This window comes from Streptomyces sp. NBC_01176 (assembly GCF_045039825.1).
Lineage (GTDB): Bacteria > Actinomycetota > Actinomycetes > Streptomycetales > Streptomycetaceae > Streptomyces.
In genome coordinates this window covers 143069-162947 of record NZ_CP108601.1, presented here as the reverse complement: position 1 = coordinate 162947, position 19879 = coordinate 143069, and the positions used below count along the sequence as shown (strand labels likewise).

Annotated in this window: 17 protein-coding genes, 1 tRNA gene and 2 pseudogenes; 13 read left to right on the top strand and 7 right to left on the bottom strand. The window is 68.3% G+C overall.

From position 1 onward, the window contains the following. Positions 1-698 precede the first annotated feature (698 nt). Together OG199_RS44340 and OG199_RS44335 are read left to right on the top strand one after the other, a co-directional pair. Positions 699-1532, top strand: coding sequence for an alpha/beta hydrolase (locus tag OG199_RS44340; protein ID WP_331728006.1), 834 nt, complete (start codon positions 699-701; stop codon positions 1530-1532). Positions 1533-1971: 439 nt separating this feature from the next. After that, positions 1972-2496 (top strand): YbhB/YbcL family Raf kinase inhibitor-like protein, encoded by a 525-nt coding sequence (locus OG199_RS44335; RefSeq protein WP_331728003.1) that lies wholly within the window; start codon positions 1972-1974, stop codon positions 2494-2496. Positions 2497-2795: 299 nt separating this feature from the next. Here OG199_RS44335 and OG199_RS44330 read toward each other — a convergent pair whose 3' ends face one another. Together OG199_RS44330 and OG199_RS44325 are read right to left on the bottom strand one after the other, a co-directional pair. Continuing rightward, the gene (locus tag OG199_RS44330) at positions 2796-3275 is read right to left on the bottom strand and encodes a hypothetical protein (RefSeq protein WP_331728000.1); all 480 of its coding nucleotides are present in this window, start codon (positions 3273-3275) and stop codon (positions 2796-2798) included. Positions 3276-4033: 758 nt separating this feature from the next. Further along, positions 4034-4990 (bottom strand): hypothetical protein, encoded by a 957-nt coding sequence (locus OG199_RS44325; protein ID WP_331727998.1) that lies wholly within the window; start codon positions 4988-4990, stop codon positions 4034-4036. A gap of 105 nt (positions 4991-5095) precedes the next feature. Between OG199_RS44325 and OG199_RS44320 the strand changes: the two genes are divergently transcribed. From OG199_RS44320 to OG199_RS44300, 5 genes are all read left to right on the top strand, one after another. Beyond that, a complete protein-coding gene (locus OG199_RS44320; RefSeq protein WP_212728002.1) occupies positions 5096-5479 on the top strand; it encodes a hypothetical protein in 384 nt (127 codons plus the stop codon). Positions 5480-5496: 17 nt separating this feature from the next. After that, the gene (locus OG199_RS44315) at positions 5497-6501 is read left to right on the top strand and encodes an IS3 family transposase (RefSeq protein WP_331727991.1); all 1005 of its coding nucleotides are present in this window, start codon (positions 5497-5499) and stop codon (positions 6499-6501) included. A gap of 170 nt (positions 6502-6671) precedes the next feature. Further along, a tRNA-Met gene (locus OG199_RS44310) sits at positions 6672-6748 on the top strand. A 434-nt stretch (positions 6749-7182) separates the two neighbouring features. Continuing rightward, positions 7183-7308 (top strand): hypothetical protein, encoded by a 126-nt coding sequence (locus OG199_RS44305; RefSeq protein WP_331727988.1) that lies wholly within the window; start codon positions 7183-7185, stop codon positions 7306-7308. A gap of 181 nt (positions 7309-7489) precedes the next feature. Further along, the gene (locus tag OG199_RS44300; protein ID WP_331727985.1) at positions 7490-9022 is read left to right on the top strand and encodes a HEPN domain-containing protein; all 1533 of its coding nucleotides are present in this window, start codon (positions 7490-7492) and stop codon (positions 9020-9022) included. A gap of 42 nt (positions 9023-9064) precedes the next feature. Here OG199_RS44300 and OG199_RS44295 read toward each other — a convergent pair whose 3' ends face one another. From OG199_RS44295 to OG199_RS44280, 4 genes are all read right to left on the bottom strand, one after another. Then, on the bottom strand, positions 9065-9664 hold the full coding sequence (locus OG199_RS44295; protein WP_405834940.1) for a hypothetical protein: 600 nt from the start codon (positions 9662-9664) through the stop codon (positions 9065-9067). Between the two features lie 278 nt (positions 9665-9942). Then, positions 9943-10233 (bottom strand): WhiB family transcriptional regulator, encoded by a 291-nt coding sequence (locus OG199_RS44290; RefSeq protein WP_331727979.1) that lies wholly within the window; start codon positions 10231-10233, stop codon positions 9943-9945. 236 nt (positions 10234-10469) lie between these two features. Continuing rightward, the gene (locus OG199_RS44285) at positions 10470-11684 is read right to left on the bottom strand and encodes a hypothetical protein (RefSeq protein WP_331727977.1); all 1215 of its coding nucleotides are present in this window, start codon (positions 11682-11684) and stop codon (positions 10470-10472) included. 144 nt (positions 11685-11828) lie between these two features. After that, on the bottom strand, positions 11829-12272 hold the full coding sequence (locus OG199_RS44280) for a hypothetical protein (RefSeq protein ID WP_405834938.1): 444 nt from the start codon (positions 12270-12272) through the stop codon (positions 11829-11831). Here OG199_RS44280 and OG199_RS44275 point away from each other — a divergent pair. Then, a complete protein-coding gene (locus tag OG199_RS44275) occupies positions 12247-12816 on the top strand; it encodes a hypothetical protein (protein ID WP_331727972.1) in 570 nt (189 codons plus the stop codon). The two genes, OG199_RS44280 and OG199_RS44275, sit on opposite strands and share 26 nt — an antisense overlap. A gap of 256 nt (positions 12817-13072) precedes the next feature. Then, positions 13073-13423, top strand: coding sequence for a hypothetical protein (locus OG199_RS44270; protein ID WP_331727969.1), 351 nt, complete (start codon positions 13073-13075; stop codon positions 13421-13423). 309 nt (positions 13424-13732) lie between these two features. On the opposite strand, the gene OG199_RS44265 is transcribed toward OG199_RS44270, so the two are convergent. Beyond that, complete coding sequence (locus OG199_RS44265; protein ID WP_405834936.1) at positions 13733-14257, bottom strand: hypothetical protein; 525 nt, start codon at positions 14255-14257, stop codon at positions 13733-13735. Between the two features lie 624 nt (positions 14258-14881). On the opposite strand from OG199_RS44265, the pseudogene OG199_RS44260 reads away from it, so the two are divergent. From OG199_RS44260 to OG199_RS44245, 4 genes and pseudogenes are all read left to right on the top strand, one after another. After that, positions 14882-16090, top strand: a pseudogene (locus tag OG199_RS44260) (DUF4158 domain-containing protein); the annotation flags it as partial. Positions 16091-16107: 17 nt separating this feature from the next. Beyond that, the gene (locus OG199_RS44255; protein WP_331728581.1) at positions 16108-16392 is read left to right on the top strand and encodes a Tn3 family transposase; all 285 of its coding nucleotides are present in this window, start codon (positions 16108-16110) and stop codon (positions 16390-16392) included. A gap of 337 nt (positions 16393-16729) precedes the next feature. Beyond that, positions 16730-19267 (top strand): hypothetical protein, encoded by a 2538-nt coding sequence (locus tag OG199_RS44250; protein WP_405834934.1) that lies wholly within the window; start codon positions 16730-16732, stop codon positions 19265-19267. A gap of 201 nt (positions 19268-19468) precedes the next feature. Further along, a pseudogene (locus OG199_RS44245) lies at positions 19469-19876 on the top strand (recombinase family protein); the annotation flags it as partial. Between the last annotated feature and the right edge of the window lie 3 nt (positions 19877-19879).

Genomic DNA, 19879 nt, shown 5'->3' with positions numbered 1-19879 from the left:
GGGTCGCTGCATTTTGAGTCGCTGGGCTACCGAAGGCGTCTGGTCAGCGGCGACGGAATCCAGGCAAAGTCCGCAAACTGTGCGAACACAATGGTCTGGTTCTTGAGGGAACCTTGCTGGCCCAGCGTGAGCCACTGTGACTCCGGCAGTCCAGGCGTGCCCGTCGGCATTCGTTTCCCAGCACGACGACGTAGGTATCTGAGTCGAAGAGGGGCGCTGTCAGCAGATACCCGCAGCCGGCCCGTGCTGCCCCTCCCCCTGGCAGTTCTTCGACGATCGGCGACGCATCCGCCGATCGCTCCTGCGCTGCAGGCTGTCCCGGCGGACGGGTCACCGATGCCCAGGCACGACTCACGGGCCCGGCCAGGTCGTTTTTTGTTGCCGTTTCCCGACGGTCCTCGAGTCACACGACATATCGCCCTGTGACGAGTGCCAGCAGGTTCCACGGCATGCTCGAGTACTCGACGAGCAACTACCTAGCGCGCTGAACTGGAACGCGCACGCACGCCAAGAGCGAGGCGAGAAGAAGACCTCTCCTCCTCAGAGGTCGCCGACAGGGAATGGGCGTGGCAACTGAGAAAAGGTGACGGCCGTGTCCACGTCTACCGTCAAATGGCCTATGGCCAGAACCGCCCCGGCGGGCAGACTCAGCCTCGTTCGTGCGTTCTTGACGCCGCCCTCCACGACGAAGGAACGAGATGTACGTCGCCGAGCCCAACCGCACGATCGAGGCAGCCAACGGAGTGCGGTACACCTACCGTCGCTGCGGCCCTTCAGGAGCCACACCTCTCGTGCTGCTGTCGCACTTCCGTGGAACCTTGGACAGCTGGGACACCGCACTCGTGGACCGTCTGGCCGTCGAACACGATGTCATCGCTTTTGACAGTGCTGGCGTAGGCCTCAGCACCGGGCGGGTCTGCCGTACCGTCCGCGACCTGGCTGCTGACACCTTGGCCTTCATGGAGGCCCTGGCGGTGCGGCAGGCAGACCTATTGGGCCACTCAATGGGCGGATTCGTCGCGCAAGAGCTGGCGCTGGTGCGTCCTAATTCCGTACGGCGTCTGATTCTTGCCGCCACCGCTCCTCGCGGAGCCCCCGAAATACAGGGCTACTCAGACGACGTCCTCGCGCATGTGGACTTCGACAGGCCCGGGATCCAGGACTACCTGTACACCTTCTTCAATCACACCGAGACCAGCCAGCGCCTCGGTCTGGAGTTCATCGGCCGCTATATTGAACGTGAGCACGGCAGGGACACGCCAGTTTCAGCAGCGGCCCGGGCTGACCAGTACGAAGCTGTGGTCGAGTGGGGGGTGCCCGACCACCGGGCCCTGCAGCGACTGGCAGCCATCGAGCACCCGGTGTTCGTGGCCGGAGGGGACGCCGACTTCGTCGTACCCCCGAGCACGTCTCATCTCTTGGCTGGTGCACTGCCGAACGCAAAAATGAAGGTATATCCCGATTCCGGTCACGGCTTTCTCTTTCAGCACCACCACCAGTTCACCGAAGACGTGCTGGCGTTCCTGCGCTGAGCAACTGAGGCCTGTTTCCTTACACATCTTCCAGAGAGGTCCCCTGGCAGACGAGCCAGCCACTGCGGGTATCACCTAGCGGAGTCGATCCGTGCCGGTGACGCTTTGAGCGAGTGACAGTCGATCGACGGATCGCCTCCGGCCGTTGCTCCGCCAGGATGGACGTGCGGGACCGGAGCCCGCTCGGAGCATAAACCGAGGGCGGTGTACGGCGCCCGCATTGCATGCTTCCCGTTCGACAGGATCCGAAGTGTAGGTACGCCGTTCTCCACTGCCGGGCGGCTCACGTACGGCGCACCCCCTCGTGCCTGCGGCCGTCCGCGGATTCCACCGGACGCGGCATCAACACGTTCAGCGGCTGTAGTCGCGATACGGCCGCGTCCTGCGCGCCGAGCGCGTGCAGCGGCACTCACCGACCGCGCGTACCGAGAGGAAAGCCATGTCCACTCCTTACGACCTCATCGCCGAGGTCCCATCCTTCGCGCTGACCAGCGCCGACTTCACCGACGGCGGTGTGTTCCCGCGTGCCCAGGCGAGCGGCATCTTCGGGGCAGGCGGCACCGACACCTCTCCCCAGCTCAGCTGGTCGGGTTTCCCCGAGGAGACCGAGAGCTTTGTCGTCACCGTCTACGATCCCACCGCCCCGACCGCCAGCGGTTTTTGGCACTGGGCGGTCGCCGATATCCCGGCCATGACGACTGCGCTGCCCGCTGGCGCTGGCGACGAGTCGGGGCCTGGGCTCCCGGAGAAGGCCTGGCAGCTCGCGAACGACGCCGGTATGAGGCGGTACGTCGGTGCCGCTCCGCCAGCCGGCAGTGGTGAACACACCTACTACATCGCCGTACATGCCGTGGACGTGGAGACCCTGGGCCTCGATCACCGCATGCCCCCGGCGTTCCTCGGATTCAATCTCTCCGGCCACACGCTGGCCCGTGCGGTCATCACCGCCCGGTTTTCCGTCTGACGGCCCGCTGCCTCGCATGGCAGCAGGCCTGTTGGAAGGCCCGGTCCGGTCCCCGTCGCCACCGCGCCCTGGCTGAACAGGCCGCTGCTGGGAGCCCGCCGGGTCGGCTCCCAGCCTGAAACCAAGCCGTACCGCCGCAGACAGGGCAGAGCGTCCAGTGGGCGGCCTTACCCCTTCAGCCACGTCCTGCCGTATGGCCTGCTCGACAAGCGGCCCGCTCGCTGCCTGATGTACGCCTATGTGAACCTGCTGCAGTTGAAGCACCCGCGCAAGGCCGCCGCCTGGTTCACGGCGATGGTCTACTTCAGGCGGTGTGCGCGCCAACAGGCGGTCCGCAGGAGCCGTTGCGGTAGCCCACCGGGCCGCAGCATCCGCTGCCGCCCGGCGCACAGTGCCATCCCGGCCTCGTCCAGCGCGTCGCGGAAATCGTCGTCGCGGCTGGCGAGCCCGAGCACCTGGCCCGCCGTCACCCGGGCCCGCTCGGTGGCCTCCGCGAGGCTCGCCACCTCGCCGCTGGCGAGCAACTCAAGGAACTCGCGGCGGCGTTGCTGGGGAATGCGGCGTCGGAGGCCGTGCGCCGCCGGCAGCGGGTGTCGGCGGCGCACGGCCAGGCAGTCGTCACAGCCGCAGCCGAGGCGCCACAGGGTCGAGGAGGCGTAGCGGGCGTGGTCGAGGGGCGGAGGCTCGGCACCGGCCGCGGCAATCAGCGCGGCGCCGGTCCACACCTGGCGGACGCCGTCGACCCCGGCACGCGTCCCCGCTCGGCGCCCGAGAACCAAACGCTCACTGCGCGTGCTCGGTGACGGCGGCCTGGACTGCTGCAGCCAGATCCGGCCAGTGCTGCCAGGTCTTCTCGGACGCCTCGGTCTGCTCTGGCCGCCACGGGGTCACCGTGGGACGGCCGTAGGTGTCTCGCAGCTCCAGTACCCGGCCGTGTGCCTCATCGGCCGCACGAGACCATCGAATGTGTGTGCCACGTTCATGGATCCTATATTGCTCCCGCTACGCAGCCTCGCGTCCTCGATCGCAGCGCCCGCAGCTCATGCGTTCTCGGGAGTGGCCTCGCCTCGGACCGTCCAACGGTGGCTCATGCTGGGCGTGCCTCTTCCGCCGCGGCCTTCAGTGGCAGGCAGCGGCCGCAGGTTGGCCGGTCGCACACCTGCAGCGGACCGTCCCATCGGTGACGTCCGCGCCAGCGCTGTTCGTAGCACAGCTGGTCAGGCCCAGACTGGGGCATCACTCGCAGTGCGCGCCGTATCGCCGACCGAGCCGCGGTCAGCGCGCCGGGCACGGTGGGGTCGGCCAGAAGTCGCACCACCTCGTCGATCGCAGCACAGCCTGGAGGTAGCCCGGCAGCTCGCCCGGGGGGACGCCTGGGCCGTGGGCACAGTCGGCCGTCTCCACGGCCTGGCGCCATTCCCGGGCGCCCGGCTCGTCCTGCCATGTCGCCATCCGTCCTCCGCCCGTTCCTTCCCGCGCCGGTTCCCCTCCTTGTAACGTCCGGGCTACGGTCAGGGCGCTCGCGACACCGCGCCGTTCACCCGGACGGCCCCGGCTCGGCCGGACCCAGGTCCGCGCGGAGACGAACGAACCGCACGGTCCGGTGCCGGGTGGTTCCCACCTCGATCTCAGCGAGCAGCGGCGTGACCACCCGGTGGCCACCGCCGGGCAGCGCCTCCCGGACGCCGGCGCCGATTGCCCGGCCAACGGTGGAGCGCTGTGTGCTGTCCAGTTGCGCGGTCTGGGCGAGGGCGCCGTCCGGGAGCCGGACGACGAGGTAGGCGGGGCGGCCCGGGGAGCCCGCGATCGCAACGATCTCCGTGTCCACCGTGTCGACATGCTTGATCTTCAGCCAGCGGGTGCGGCCGGGCGCGTACGGGCTGCCCGGGCCCTTGGCGACCACGCCCTCCAGGCCATGGGGCCGGAGCTCCCACCAGGCCAGGGCCTCCGTGCGGCTGGTGGTGGCGGGCACCGGCTGGATCACACTGGGCCGTGGCCTCAACAACTCGCCGAGCCGGTCCAGGCGTTCCTGCAGCGGGCGGGGGCGCAGGTCGGTGCCGGTGATGGCGAGGCAGTCGAAGACCAGGTACACGATCGGTGGCCAGCGCCGGCGGTCACGGCCGCGGCGGCGGGCCAGCGCGGTGAAGTCGAGGCGGTCGCCGACCACGGCGCACAGCTCTCCGTCCAGCACCGTTCCGACCGGCATGTCGCGCAGCTCGTCCAGGACTTCTGGGGCCATTGCGCTGAGGTCACCTACCTGCCGGGAGTACAGGACGGGACGGTGTTCTTCGAGGACGCCGGCGACGGCCCGCCATCCGTCGGCCTTGACTTCATAGCGGGTCTGGGCGCCCGGCCAGGGTCCTCGACGGGAAGAGGGGCGCTGATCGCCGCGTCTGATGCGGGAGTTGAGCGTCTGGTGCGATGTGGAGACGTCGCCGTGGACCGTGTCGGATGAGCTCGAGCCGGTGTCCCTGGGCGACGGATCCTGGCTCACTGACGGCCCCGACGGCCATCCCGTCCCCCTCTCTGTCAGCCTTAGGTGAGACGACCCGCTTCGTCGGGTTAGCCTGAGAGGGCACGACAGGAGAACCACCCCCTCATGACCAGCACCAAGCCCGCCGGATCCGATCCGGCTCCCCGGCCGAAGCGCCGCACTTTCAGTCCCGAGTACAAGCTGCGGATCGTGGCCGAGTACGACGCCGCGCCCAAGAACGAGAAGGGCGCGGTCCTGCGCCGCGAGCGCCTGTACCACTCGCACGTCAAGGAATGGCGGGCCGCGCGGGATGCCGGGGCCCTGGAGAAGCTGGTCGACCAGCGCACCGGCCCGGCGAGGCCGAAGAAGTCTGCTGCCGTGGCGGAGAACGAGAAGCTGCGCCGCCAGGTGGAGCGTCTGGAGAAGGAACTGGCCCGGAACAAGGCCGCGTTGGAAGTCATGGGAAAAGCTTCCGCGCTCTTGGAAATGATCTCCGAGGGCGCGGACTGAACGCTGCCGTCGACCCGGTGGCCGACGACGCGTTCACCGGCATCGAGGGCGAGCTCGATATCACGGCCGCCTGCCGGCTGACCGGCCGCTCCAGAGCCACCCACTACCGTCGGCTGCGTCCGGCGCCGCCGCGCGGACCCCGCAAGCGGCAGGTCCAGCCCTCGGCTCTGACGGCCAAGGAGCGGGCTGCGGTCCTGGACCTGATGAACAGCGTCGAGTACGCCGAGTTGCCGCCCGCCCAGATCTGGGCCCGCGAGCTGGATGCCGGGCGCTACCACTGCTCCGTCTCCACGATGTACCGGATTCTGCGCGAGAAGGGGCAGTCCGGCGAGCGCCGAAGACAGGCCACCCACCCGGCGAAGTCGGTGCCCGAACTGGTCGCCACCGGGCCCTCGCAGGTGTTCACCTGGGACATCACCAAGGCGGCCGGACCGGTCAAGGGCGTCTGGTATCACGCCTACGTCATCCTCGACATCTTCAGCCGCTACATCGTCGGCCATACCGTCGAGCGGGCCGAATCAGCAGCGCGGGCCGAGGAGTTGATCGAGACCATCGCCCGCAACGGCATCGTGCCCCAGACCGTGCACGCGGACCGCGGCACCTCGATGACCTCGAAGAAGGTCTCGCAGTTGCTGATCGACCTCGGCGTCACCCGGTCGCACTCGCGGCCGAAGACCTCCAACGACAACCCCTACAGCGAGGCCCAGTTCAAGACCACGAAGTACATGTCCGACTACCCAGAACGGTTCGACTCGCTCGCCCACGCCCGCGACTGGTTCGACGCGTTCATCGCGTACTACAACCACGAGCACCGGCACTCGGGCATCGGCTGGCACACACCAGCCAGCGTGCACTTCGGCACCGCCGAGGAGGTCCGCGACCAGCGGGCCGTCACCCTCGCCGAGGCATACGCCCGCCACCCCGAACGCTTCGGCCGCCGCCCCCGACCACCCCGGATACCCCAGCAGGCATGGATCAACGACCCGGCCAAGCGCAGGGAACCCGCACCACAAATCTCATAGCCTCACGACCGTCTCACTGGACTTGAAATCTTCCGTCCGTTGGTCCGGCGCTCCGAAGCCGTTCGCACCAGCGCACCCGGCAGCTGGAAGCCGAGATTCAACGAGTCGGCAGGACACCCGAGTAATGGTCCGTTTGGATCACTCACATGCCGTAGGCTGCAGTCCATCGACGCGGGGTGGAGCAGCTCGGTAGCTCGCTGGGCTCATAACCCAGAGGTCGCAGGTTCAAATCCTGTCCCCGCTACCAACTCCGGACCCCGTGACCCCACGTCACGGGGTCCGGATGCGTTGTCCGGCACGGTGAATGACCTCGCCCCGAACCTTCGTCCAGGTCGGCAGAGGCTCACGCTCCACGCCGGTGTCCTCCAGCAGGACGATTGGTCACTCCGTCACGGTTGCCACGGAACTTCTCCAACGCCACCGCATGTCGGCCCATGTGCCTTCCACGGCTGGCACCCGGGCCTGAACTGCATCGTGACGTGCCACGTCCTCCTGTCCAACCAGCCGTTACGGCGACGACACTCGCAACCGGTCGGGCCGTGCACGGCCAACCGGTCGATCTCCGCTTCTGCTCCCCGCGCGTCACACCCGGTGCGGTGCGCTCGTCCAGTGCGCTGAAGGCCATGGCCCGCGATCCCACGCCGCATCCTGCTACCGGAACAAACGAGCGCGATCGCCAGAATGTGCGACAGCGAAGCTGCCTCGCTCGACTGGGCACTGGCGCAACTCGGCATCCCTGGAGGCGTGATGTCGCTGCTCGCCGACTCCTCAGCAGCACGCCCCGCATCCCCGCTGTGGACACCATGATGGTCGGGGCCCTCACCCTCGCGGTGGGGTCCCCAGCAGCAGCCACCGCCCGGTTGTAGCCACGGCAGTTCAGCGCCGTATGTGGACTCAGCAGGCGACCAGTGGCGTGCGCTGTGGCTGACTGGTGTCAGGTGATGGCGTCCAACTCATACAGTGTTCGGAGAGACAAGCAGGGGGGATTGTGAGCGAGCAGCTTCACGGCGCCTGGTGGACTCCCGATGCGCCGACGGTGCGTGTACCAGGAACGCTGACCGGCATCGACGGTGGCTGGCAGCTGAACCTCATCGGCAGCCTGCTGGTGAAGTGGGGCGGGGGAGAAGGGCTTCACCTTGTCCCGCCGACAACTATCTGGGGCTCTTGCCTGGGGATCCCATACACGCTCTTGCATTGCTACCTCGCCGACGTGACCGGTGTTGACCCCCATGCCACCGAGAGCACGAGCGACCAGTGGGTGATGAAGTGGCGCGTCGCCAGGCTCGTACGTGGCGGCAGCGTTACCGACACAACCCGTTTCTCCGCCGCTGCATTCGAGATCACTGGCCTTCCCGCGTGGTGGCCCTTGAGCGGGCTACGCGGTCCACACGTGCGCGCAGGGGCCTACACCGCACCGGACGACGTCGTCGTACCTCTGAACGGCGGAACGATCACCATTGGAGTCCGGACGGAGCGCCATTCCGGGCGACGTGGAAAGTCGTTGCGTGAACGTGTGATTGCCATGGCCGGCAGGCCGTCCGGATTCACCCTGGACGACGTCGACAAGGACGTTGCCGGGCCCCTGAGGGCGCTAGTGGCCATCGGGGTTGACGAACCGGTCAGCGTCTTCAACCTGCGCCTAGTTCCGGCCGGATCTCCTCACGGAGAGGCTCTCACAAGGTTCCTCGATGTCGATCCTCATGACGGCAAGGAACCCGAAACGCTCCCCTCATCCGTGCCTGCTCCCTTTCCCTTGGCGCCTGCTGTCGAGGACATACCGTCGTTCCTCCCCGCATGGCTGGAGTTGGCCCGCCGCTGCTCGGTCTCGCTGGACTCGGTGGAGCCGCGTTCACGCTCGGGCTCTCTCCAGCTCCAGCTCCTGGACGTCGTGAACGCGGCCGAGACTCTGCATCGGTCCCTGTACGCCGATCCAGCCGAGCATCCCTTCGCTGAACGCGTGCGGAAAGCTCTCGAACAGTCAGAGACGATCACATTCACGTCCCGTGAGCGACGGGCCGTTCGCGACGCGGTCAAGTTCACAGAAGTGTCCCTGGAACAACGCCTGCTCGCCTTGGCCGAGGGCCTCGGATCGGAGGTCTGCACGTGGCTCTTCAGCGGTGCTGTCCGCCCCTGGGCCTTCGTCACCGCTCGTATCCGCAACGTCCTGAGCCATGGCTTCACGGCATCCGACGGCGTCCATGAAGATGCCGGAGCACTCGCGGGAGCACTGCGCCTGACGGAAGCCGTCATCACGCTCCGCCTTCTCGTTGAGGCGGGCCTCCCCTCTGGCGCAAGCCTCGTTGACCGACTCGAGCGACACCGTGGCATGCGTTCGCTCTCACATCAGACGATCGCCGACTGGCCCGCGCTCGCGCACCGGATCAACCCACGGCTGTGGGCGCCCCCCGAGGCTGAGTCGCCATCCGACAACACCGGGGAGAACGAGGCCCTCCCCGTCCTCCCGCAGGAGACAGCCACCGCCACATCCCCACCGCACGTGCAGCCACCTTCACGAAAATAGGCACAGGATCCGACTTCACCGTCGATCCTGCGGAGGGTCTGCTCAGTGTCCGCCCCGGTTCTCGACGCAGGGCCCGGACAGGTCGGGTTCGGCATAAGCGCCGTAGACCTCGGTCGTCACGCCCTTCGGCGTGATCTCGGCGGAAACGCAGGCCCTACCGTTGTGGAAGGAGAACTGGACTCGCTCGTACTGGGGCCACCCGGAGCTGATCGCGAGCCCGTTGTCGTCGCCGCATCCCCACTTGGCCATCAAGGTCCGTACGTCCTTCTCGGCGAACTGCTTGTTCTTTCGCATCATCTCCAGAGCGGGATGGAGCAGACGCACGCTGGCCTCCCCCGCCGCCCGGTTCTCGGGGGCGAGTTCCTCGGACATGCGGTACGCGTGGTTCTCGTCGTAGTGCGGATTCTCCGGGAGTGCGCTGCTGGCCGGAGCGGTTGTCGCGGCCTCCGACGATGATGACGAGGGCACACTCTCAGTGGCTCCCTTGGCGCATTCGGGCCTTGGTGTGGGCGCTGGCGAGGGCGTGGCGGTGGCTGACGCCAGGGCGTTGTCGTCCCCGGAGGGTTCGGCCCGCACTCCGCAGGCCGTCATGAGCGCGGCCGAGGCGAACACGGCGATGGACAGCTTGCGGCGATTCGACATGCCCTGATCATCGCTCCCGCTCATGGTGGCGTGCCTGAGTACCCCTACTCAACGAAGCGTGCAACGAGGACGCTCGTTTACACGCCGTAGCTGCAGCCGGTGTCGTATCGGTCTACGCGTTGCCGCCGTCGATCAGGAACCCGCGCATCGGGCGACGTATCCAGTAGCTCGTCGGGCCGAGTGCTGTCGCTTCGCGTGGGCATTGGACATGCCTTGGATTCCGTGCCTCCCGACGAACTGAACTACGGCTGTCGAAACCAGTGAACAGAACCGCGTACTCAGCTGGAGCGGGACGCCATGCTGCTCCGGGCTGCTTCCAGTACGGAGAGCCAGGAGGCGACGTTCGGCCTACGCTGCAGGAGAGCTCCGCGCTCGCGCTCGGTCATGCCGCCCCACACACCGAACTCGATACGTTCATCCAGGGCCTCGGCCAGGCACTCGGTGCGCACCGGACACCTCGCGCAGACCGCCTTGGCCTGCTTCTGGCGTGGACTGTCCGCGAACAGGTCGTCTGCGTCGGAACTGCCGCAGGCGGAGTTCTCTCGCCAGTCGGCCTTCGTACTCGTCATGACTTCCCTCTCCCCCACGACCGTCCAACCATAGTGCGCTGAGGAAGGTGCCATCCCAGCTCACCCCCGGGCCGTCGTCGTGCGCACTGTTCGCGAAACGCCTTGGAGCCCGACTACGGCCGACGGTAATCGAGTCGTGAGTTTCGTACTTCGGCCGGCGGTCCACGCCGGGGGCATCGCGTGACGTATTCAGCGGCGTCACGGTTGGCGGGCGCGGAGGGTCGCGTAGGACGGGTTCACGCGTGGCGGTAGCCGCGTTCGGGGTCACGGACGTGCTCAGTGTCAAAGGGCGTAAACCAGTCGAGCGGGGCAAGGTTGACCATGCCCATCGACTGGTGAAGATCGTTTTCGGCGTCGTCGATCCCGACGAGAGAGTCGTCGAACAGCATCAGCACGTCGTGGTCCTGGAAGAGGACGTCGGAGCAGGCGTCCCAGTCGCCGTCCCCGCGTGCTTCGGGCAGGCCGGCCACCGTTTCGGACACGAGCCGGGGCCGGTTGTGCGTGAGGTCCTGGGCGCGGGCGATGCCGAGGTGAAGGGCCATCTCCTCGCCGGTGCAGCGGGGTTCCACCTCGGCGCCGGACGTGCAGTCGGCGGCCAGGTCGTCGAACGCCCGGGCCATCTGCCGCCGCCACGAACTGTCCTGGTGCCAGGTCACCCGCGGCAGCGACCCGAAAACTCCGCCGGTGGTGCGCGCGGCCGGCTGCTCCCCCAGCGCGGACACCTCCTGCCACGCCTGGTCCGCCAGTTCCCGAAGCACAAGGGCCAGCACCGCTCGCGTCCGCGCGGTAAGGACCTCCTCCCCCTCGTCGTCTTCTTCGCACCAGTCCTCGCTCAAGAGGCCGGCCTCGCCGTAGCGGCCACGGTGGCGCAGATGCTCGCTCACCCGGTGGGCGGCCTCTTCGGGCACGGCGAGCGACGTGTCGATGATCAGCAGTTCGTCCGAGAACGGTTCGGCGCTCAGCAGGACTCCCGCCTCCGTGAGCAGCGCGTCCTTCGCGTCGCCCGAGGCCCGGGGCAGGATCACGGCGTACTGGTTATCGCTCAACCGGTCGATGATGCTGGAGATCATCCCGGCGACGGTCCACGGATCGTCCCAGGGCGCGGCGATCTCGAGTCCGTCGATCACCAGGACATTGCCCGGCAGTTCGACGAAGGCCTCGTAGACGGGCAGGAACTGACCCTCCGCGTCAAAGAGCTGTCCTGCTGCCGCGGCGGCGAGGGACTGCTCGTCGGCCAGGCGCTCGCCAAGGTTGTGGGCCTTCCAGTACTGCCCGCGCACTGCTCGCACCCGCGCCACGGTCTCGTCGTCGGCCGTGAGGGAGATCTGCCAGGCCTGGACGCCCTCCGCGGCGGGATCGGCCAGCCGGTGGACATGCCGGAACTCCATGGTCAGGGTGCGGGGTTCCGCCTTGGCCGGGGACTCGGTGGGGGCCTGGTCCTGGTCGGGCATCGACTTCCTCTCGCCGTGCAGCCGCACCCGCGGCCACGCGCATCAAGGCTAGCCAGCACGAAGCCCGCTCCGTGACGTCCTTTGCATAGAGCACCGCGAATTGGCGTGTATCGCTGGGGCCCAGGTGACGACCGGCGGCAACCGCTACGGTGACCTGGTCCCCAGATTCAGTCCGGCCCTGAGGAGCGCGCCATGGCCAGCCGTCCGACGTTCGACGACATCCGGGCCGCCGCGCGAGAGATGCTCGTCACGGCCGCTCGGGACGCCACGGGCGAGGAGATGGCCGCGGTTCTGGTGCGCCTGGGAGGCGACACCCGCGAGGGCCAGGCCCACGCGAACCTGCTGCTCGCCGAGGTCTTCGCCGCCATCCTCGACGACGAATGCCCGGTCATCTGGCGCAACACCGAGGGCATGCCGGACGTACGTGCACTCGCCGAGATCGCCCACGACCCGGCGGAAGCGCACCGATACGTGGCCCTTAAGGCGGCCGATGGGAAGGAGCTCAGCCTGGCGGAAGCCAAGGCGCGTATCGCCCGGCGCTCCAGCGCCACCGCTCACCGACGTGGTCGTCAGCCGCAGCACCAGCAACGCCCGCCGCTACCTCGAAAAGGCCCGCCAATGGCCGGACCGCCTCGTCGTTCTCGGCGACGCCCTCGCCACCTTCAACCCCGCCTACGGTCAGGGCATGTCCGTGGCCGCGCTCGGAGCCCAGGTCCCGGGCCGTGAAGCGAGGCGGAACGCCTTGCACGTACCCGGCGCCGCCCGCACCATCCAGCGTGCGGCCGCCCGGTCCGTCGAAGCGGCTTGGACCCTGGCTGTCAGCCAGGACGTTCTCTATCCCGAAGTCCGCGGCGGAGCCCCGACCCTCGTCGACCACCTGGCCGCCCGCTACACCCGCCGCCTCACCAAAGCGGCCACCGGCTCCTACGCCGCCGCATCCGCGCTGTGGACGGTGACCGGCCTCAAAGCAGGCCCCACGCATCTGCTGCGACCGGCGAGCCTGCCGCACGCCATCACCGGACCGCCCCTGCCCGCCCTGTCCGCACCTCCCCTGACACCACGTGAACGCCAGATCATGTCCGCGCTCGACCGCACCTCCGGAGGGGCGAATCCGACACCAAGGCCCGTGTAGCGCGGCCACAAGCACCAGCCCGCCAGCGTCAGCCCGATCCGCGCGACGCTTGCAGATGTCCGGGACGGCTGGCCGCTCCTCCACACGCACCACCGGGCCGTCGGGCCCTCCCTTTCCGGCAGAGCACGCAGCGCTCCGGGAATCCCGCCCGGCGATGACGCCCGACACACGCACTCCGCATCCGTCCAGTGCAGCCATGCGCTGACCTCGGTCCCGTCCGTGGCGGGCTCAGAAATCGGGCAGGACCAACAACGCCATGAATACACAGACCGTTGCCGTCACCCGCCTGGCAACCGCTCTCACCGCTGCACTCGGCCCGTCCTGGCACCCCGCGGCCTCGAGCGACCCCGAACGACGGACCGCGTTCATCCTCCAGGCTGTCACCGGCAGCTGGGTTGTGGCCCTCGCCGATCCACTGGGTAAACAGCTCGCGCTGGCTGCTGCGCAGTCCGGCCGCCCTCCCCGACAGGCCGCAACCTTCAAGCCCGACCTGGACGACGAGACCAACCTCTACGACTGGCTGGCAACCGCCGATCTGGCAGATCCAGCTGAAGAAATGGCCACGGCGGCGCTGGCCGCGCTGACCTCAACTCACCCTGACGCGTAGCTGCGTTCTGCAACTGCTCGTCCTCCCTTGCTGTCCGCACCCGTCTCACGGTCTCGCCGGGGCCTCCCGCTCCCGGTGGACAGGGTGCCACCACAGCTACGCCGCGATCTGGTTTGCGGCGCATGAGCAACGTGCGTCCCCGAGAGCCGGCAGTTGGACGGCGGCAGGCAGGGCCCGTTTCGCCCTACGAATGGGCATCGGCAGCCCTTCGTTAGTGAACGCCGCGTGCCCCGCGGATGAGGCGCCTCCGCCGTGCTGGTGCCGGCATCCGCCGCCGGCGCGCGGACCTGGCCGCGTCGGCGCAGGCCACTACGCGGTCAGGTCCAAGACCGCCCAAACCTGGCGACCGTCGACGGCCGTCTCCGTGCCACAGCTCCCCGCGCCGAGCTCCCGGAGCCGGGACAGAACGTCGGCCTCCAGGTCCGGAAGCTGTGGCTGGTGGCTGAAGGCCAGCAGAAGGATCTGCCCGTCCTGTTCGGCGAGATGGAGACTGACGTGGCGGCCGCCGTCGGCGACGACCGTCGCCACCAGGTGCCGTACCAGGTCCTCAAGACAGTCGGGAGCGGTCAGTCCCCACTTCCTGAGCCGGTCGGCCACCGCAGTGAACCCCTTGCCCGGCGCCCACGGCTGCGCTTCCAGGGACCACGCCGCGCCCTGACGGTTCCTCATGACCGGGCGGCCGCCGCGGCCCGAGCGCTGGCGGTGCGGCAGGGAAGAAGGGCCCAGGCGGATCTGCGGCGGGGGCGGCGACGGCGGCTTCTTCGGGGGCGGAGGGGTCCTCGGCGGATAGTCCGGGCGCGGTTTGATCGCCTCGGCCTCGGTGTTCGGCTCCATGGCGACCCCCGGCTATGCCCCGTGCGTGGTTACCCATCGTAGAGGCACCATCAGCTCTCTGGAACGAGATTGCCCGCATTCCGTCTCGGCGGCCGCCGGGCGGCGCCCATGACTTCCTGCACGGGGGTGGGACGACGTGGCGATCTGGAGCGCAGTGTGAACCACTTTCGAGTTACGGCTCACCCCGGCCAGGCCAGCAGACCTCCGGGAACTCCCTCGGACACTGGTCCCCGTACGGGTGCCGCGGCTGGCAGCACGCCAATCTGGTGCATTCACCGCATAGATGGACGATCTGAACAGACGGGCCGCACCCGATCCGAGCAAACGCCGACGCGAGCCACTTTCGCGGCAACGCCCCGCACATCCCCTGCTCAGCCGTTACGACTTCGCCCGCCGCCTCCCCACGGGGCGCGGGCAGGCCGGCGGCGCATCCGGGGTCCCCGTAGTATTCGCCGAAAAAACAACGGATATCTCTGACCTGCACGGATGCGCCTCGATGCTGGTCTTTCTGGGCTGAGTGGACCTGCAGTGATGCGGCCGTTTGTCTGACCGTGTCCCGCCACGGACTCTACGGTGTGGCGCACGATGCCCACGAGGCGTGGGCGGTTGAGGTGGAGGTCCCGGGTGGCGACCCGTGTGTTCGCGGATGACGAGCTGGAACGGCTGCGGGGCTTCCCGGAGATCAACAAGGAAGAGCTGATCCGGTTCTTCACTCTGACCCCGGCGGACGCGGGGTTCATCGATCCGGGACGCGGTCGCAGCCCCAAGGACCGGATCGGGATGGCTGTGCAACTGTGCACGCTGCCCTGGCTCGGCTTCGTGCCGGATGACGTGACCTCGGCCCCGCCGGCGGCGGTGGCCCGGCTCTCGGAACGCCTGCAGATACCGGTGGGTGGGCTGCGGTTCTACGGGACGCGTAAGCAGACCCGGACCGACCACCTGCGGGAGGTGTCGGGGTATCTGAACTGGAAGAGCGCCAAGGCGCTGCAGCTGAAGGAGCTGGATGAGTTCCTGCTCGCGAGGGCGATGGAGCACGACTCGCCCTCGTTGCTGTTTCGTCTGGCGTGCGAGTATCTGGCGGCCGCGCGGGTGGTGCGGCCCGGGGTGATCAGTCTGCTGGAGCGGGTGGCCGCCGCGCGGGCGGAGGCGGGCCGGGAGACCTACCAGCGGGTCAGGCACCTACTGACGCCCACGCTGATGGGTGAGCTTGACGGCCTGTTGAGCGCGGATCCGGTGATTGGGGCGACCAGGTTGAACTGGCTGTCCACAGGCGCGACCGGGGACTCAGCGAACGCGGTCAAGAGGGAGCTGGAGAAGCTGGGGTTCCTGCGCGGTCTGGACGCTCACGCCCTGGATCTGACCGCGCTGCCCGCCGAGCGGCGCCGGTTCTTGGCTCAGGTGGGGCGCAGGCTGACGCCGCAGTCGCTGGACCGGCGCGAGCCCCAGCGCCGCCACCCGATCCTGTTGACGGTCCTCGCGCAGTCGGCCGTCGACGTGCTGGACGAGGTCATCGGTCTGTTCGACCAGGCGGTCTCGGCGCGGGAGAGCCGTGCCCGGACCAAGATGCGCGCCGCGCTGGTGGCACGGGCTGCGGCCGGGGAGGGGCGCCAGGCGCTGCTGGACGAGATCCTGCCGGTGCTGCTGGACCCGGCCATCGAGGACGAGCAGGTCGGGGGACGGCTGCGGAACACCATCGGTATGGAGCGGCTGCGGGCCGCGGCCACCGAGGCCACCCCCCGGTTGCCGCGTGACCACGGGCACCTGGCGATGCTGGATGATTCCTACGCCTACCTGCGGCAGTTCACCCCGGACGTGCTGCGGGCCATCTCCTTTACGCCCACCAGGGCAAGATCCGCGAACGGTTCCTGGCCGGACAGACCGAACAGGCGTGGTGCCTGACCGTGCTGACCAACTCGGTCGTGACCTGGACGAGCGAGTACTACGGCCTGGCCGTCGCGCAGATGCGGGCCGAGGGCCGTGCGGTGGATGACGAGCTGCTGGCGCACATCTCCCCGGCGCACAGCGAGAACGTCAACTACCACGGCACGATCAACGTCGAGGTCGACACCGAACTCGCCAAGCTCGACCCGGCCGGCTACCGGCCGCTGCGGTCACGGCGGCCGGAACGCGCATAGGGCCGGTCCACCCCGGAGACCGTCTATCTGTTTCTATCCGATCGGACTCAGCAATCTCATCACTGAGAGCCTGACCACGGGGGGAACGCCGTCGGCGGGAGACCACCAGGGGCGGTCCCAGATACCGTCGGGCCGGGTGGCGGGGGCCAGGGCGAGGTCCTCGTCCATGAGATGCGCGAGGTAGTACCGCTCAACCTGTGGATATCGGGCCCGCACGCTGTGATCGCTGTCACCCGGGTGACCGGGGAGATCTTGAACCCAATTGGCACGTAGATCGTAATATTTGACGGATGTTAAGCCTTATCGAATCTCGATCTCGCCCTGCGAGGGGGCCGTCGTGCTGCTGACGGACGCTCCGGTTTTGACGGAGCTGGACGGCAGGGATGTCACCCTCCGTTCCTTGCCAGGGGAAGGGGGCGTCGTGCACGCTTCCCTGCCTGGGTTCGTTCCGGGGAGCGTCGCGGCCGGGGATCCGATCGCGGCGCAGTTGGTCTCTGGTGGGGCGGTGGCCGATGTCACCGGTTACTACCTTCAGGGTCTTCCGCCGAGTCGGCCGCTGCTTGCGGACTGGCGGACGTGGCCGTGGCCGCCGGGCCTCGAACCGTTTCTGCTGATGGCGCATTCGTCTCCGCACAACCAGCTGTGCCTGATGGTGGACGGCGAGGCGCGGCCGGTCACGGATCAGGCGCTGGGCTCGTGGCTGCGGGCGCTGCCGGAGCTGAATACCTCGAAGCGCCCGCTGGAGGACCCGGTGGTGGCCTTGACGTGCAGCACGGGTGCGGTGCGCCCGCGGCTCGCCGACCTGGTCGGGCGCCTGGTCTGGTTTCCGCACGGTGAGATGACGGTGGGCGTCAAGCCGCTGGATGCGGTCGGCCGCGCGGCCGGGGGCAAGGTGCGGTTGGGTGTGCGCTGCACTGCGGATGGCGAGGGCGGGCGGTTCAGGTCGTCCTACCCCCAGGGTCCTGCCGGTGACCGGGTGCGATTCGCCTACCGTTCCCGGTTCGCCTCCCGCCCCGCCGGCTGGCTGGTCGAACGCTCCGCTGCGCCCGGCACCCGGGCCCCGGCCGGGCTGCGCCCGTACCCGATCGGCGGCAAACGCGCCCTGGGCCTGTGCTACTTCGACCGGCGCGACCACGCATCCCGCTCGTCCGCTCTTGCCGCGCCGGTACTGGGTTCCTCGTACGTGGCGTGGACGCCGAACGACGCCTACCAGCCGGGGACTTCGGCGCACACCGCACCGCCCGCCGGGGTACTGCGCGCGGCGGCCCGCCCCTGGCACAGCCGGGAACTGGGCGAGCTGCCCTTCGACCCCGACAGCGTGGCGCTCGTGGTCTGCTACTTCGCCGACGGCCTGTTCGCCGTCTACGACGCGTGGCAGGACCTAACCTACTGGGAGACGCCGGGGGCCTTCGGCCTGCGCCTGCGCAAGGACCTGGCCGAGGCTGGCGGGCCGGCCCAGGGCAAGGTGCCGTCGTATGTGCTGCTGTCGACCGACTTCGACGCGGTCTCCGACAGCGCACGCGAGCAGCTCGCGCGGGCTCTCGGCGGCGCGAAGCTGATCACCGTGAACGCACCGTCGACCCTGTTCCTCGACGAGGACTCGGAACACGGCGTTCCCAGGGCGCGCATCGCGCTGCTACCCGCAACCAGCCGCGTCACCGCTCCGGTGTGGACAGCCACGACCACTACCGGCACGTCTACCACATTGCCCCCGGCTCCAGCCCCGGGAGACCGCACGGACAGGGCGCTGCCGGCCGATACCGTGCTGCGGGGGTCGGTTCACACCACCCGGACACCCACCCACAGCACCGCCACCCCCCGGCCCTGGAGCTTCGATGCCGGTATGCGGACACTGCCGGCGCAGCGGCTGCTGGAGTGGGCGCCTGAGCGCGCGAACCAGCGGCGGGCCGCGCTGGACGGTGGCGCGGATCTGGCCGACGACTGCGTGCCACTGGCGGCGGAGGGATTCGCGGCGGCGTACGGGCGGACGGGTAATCGCAGTGCGGAGGCAGAGGACGCGGCTGGCGATCGGGTGATCGCCAAGAAGGACTGGCTGGGGCTGATGGACATCCTGAAGGTAGTGCCCGAGCTGTGGCCCGATCCGGCCCAGTTGGCGAAAACACTGATGCAGGAGCCGGAACGGCTCGCGGTGGTGCGGCTGGCCCGGCAGAACCAGCACGATCACGTGATTCTGGTGGTGCACGGCAGGGACCCCGATCACCCTGACCAGACGGGGGTCTGGCAAGTCGATTTTGCAAAGCACCCGGTGACCCGCCGCATCACCTCCCAGCCGGAACTGCTCACCCTGATGAGCCCCACTTCCTCGGCGGCGCTGCTCGACGGCAGCGGCTTGCCACTGAGCCTGTCAGGCGCTATAGAGCGGCGCATTCCCTACCGCGCCGCCCTGCCCGATCCAGGGGCAAGCCCGGCCGCGACCGATGGGCCAGAGCAAGCAACCCTGCCTGGGACATATATTCTTCAAGGTAATAGAAACGGGGCGTCCACCAATCAGAGCAACTCCGTCCTCCACACCACCGACCTTGGGCCCTGCGTTGCCGTGTGTGGACACAACGGCTCGCTGGCATTCATGATCCACAGCGATTCCCTCGCAAGTGGAGGGATAGGTCGAACCGATCTGATGCTTGGCATCAGAAGACTCGTGTCGATCGGCACAGGAGATGGTTGGGCCATCTCTCTCATCGGAGGTTCCACCGCAGGCTGTAGCAAGTACCTTCACCAACACCTTCCCAGTGCCACGATCCGCGATCTCGGCGAATCGGAAGGCGCCTTCATTACGGAGACCGGTCTGGTGGCGAAGACAAAGCGCGAACTCGCCGCACTTCTCGGGGTTCCCTCCATTTCCATCACTCAGTAGCGATGGTCCAGCCGCGACTCCCCCAGCCTCGGCGCGTAGCCGACCGGAGAGTTTTCGCCAGTGTCCAAGCATGGATGTGACACAGGCGACCGACCGGCAAGGCGTGATCACGTTCCCGCAGGTCGCACCGTGTCAGAAGCTGGTGTCATAAGGCTTGGTCAAAACCCGCGTCACGGCGTCAAGTTGTGGGACAGCCGCGGGATGGATCTTGCGTATTGCCGTGTAAGCACGACCGCTCAGGACCTCGCCCGGCAGATCGACGCGATGCACGCCGCCGGAGTCGCCGAGAAACACATCTACGTCGACAAGCGCACCGGCGCGAACATGGACCGCGAAGGCCTGACCGCGTTACTCGGCTTCGCCCGGCTCGGCGACCGGATCAACGTACTCACCCTGGACTGACTCGGCCGCAACATGCGCGAGACCCTGAACCTCGTGCACGACCTCACCAAGCGCGGCGTCTTCCTGCGCACCCTCGGCGACAAGCTCGCCGTGGACACCAGCGACTCCGGGCCCGGTACCGACATGGCCATCGCACTGCTGGCCATGTTCGCGCAGATGGAGCGGATCTACATGTTGGAACGCGCCGCCGGCGCCCGCGCCGCCAAACAA

Coding starts and splice junctions, on each gene's coding strand:
- OG199_RS44340 (WP_331728006.1), top strand. CDS start 699: ATGTACGTCGCCGAGCCCAACCGCACGATCGAGGCAGCCAACGGAGTG.
- OG199_RS44305 (WP_331727988.1), top strand. CDS start 7,183: ATGTGCGACAGCGAAGCTGCCTCGCTCGACTGGGCACTGGCGCAACTC.
- OG199_RS44270 (WP_331727969.1), top strand. CDS start 13,073: ATGAATACACAGACCGTTGCCGTCACCCGCCTGGCAACCGCTCTCACC.
- OG199_RS44285 (WP_331727977.1), bottom strand. CDS start 11,684: ATGCCCGACCAGGACCAGGCCCCCACCGAGTCCCCGGCCAAGGCGGAA.
- OG199_RS44320 (WP_212728002.1), top strand. CDS start 5,096: ATGACCAGCACCAAGCCCGCCGGATCCGATCCGGCTCCCCGGCCGAAG.
- OG199_RS44290 (WP_331727979.1), bottom strand. CDS start 10,233: ATGACGAGTACGAAGGCCGACTGGCGAGAGAACTCCGCCTGCGGCAGT.
- OG199_RS44265 (WP_405834936.1), bottom strand. CDS start 14,257: ATGGAGCCGAACACCGAGGCCGAGGCGATCAAACCGCGCCCGGACTAT.
- OG199_RS44335 (WP_331728003.1), top strand. CDS start 1,972: ATGTCCACTCCTTACGACCTCATCGCCGAGGTCCCATCCTTCGCGCTG.
- OG199_RS44295 (WP_405834940.1), bottom strand. CDS start 9,664: ATGTCGAATCGCCGCAAGCTGTCCATCGCCGTGTTCGCCTCGGCCGCG.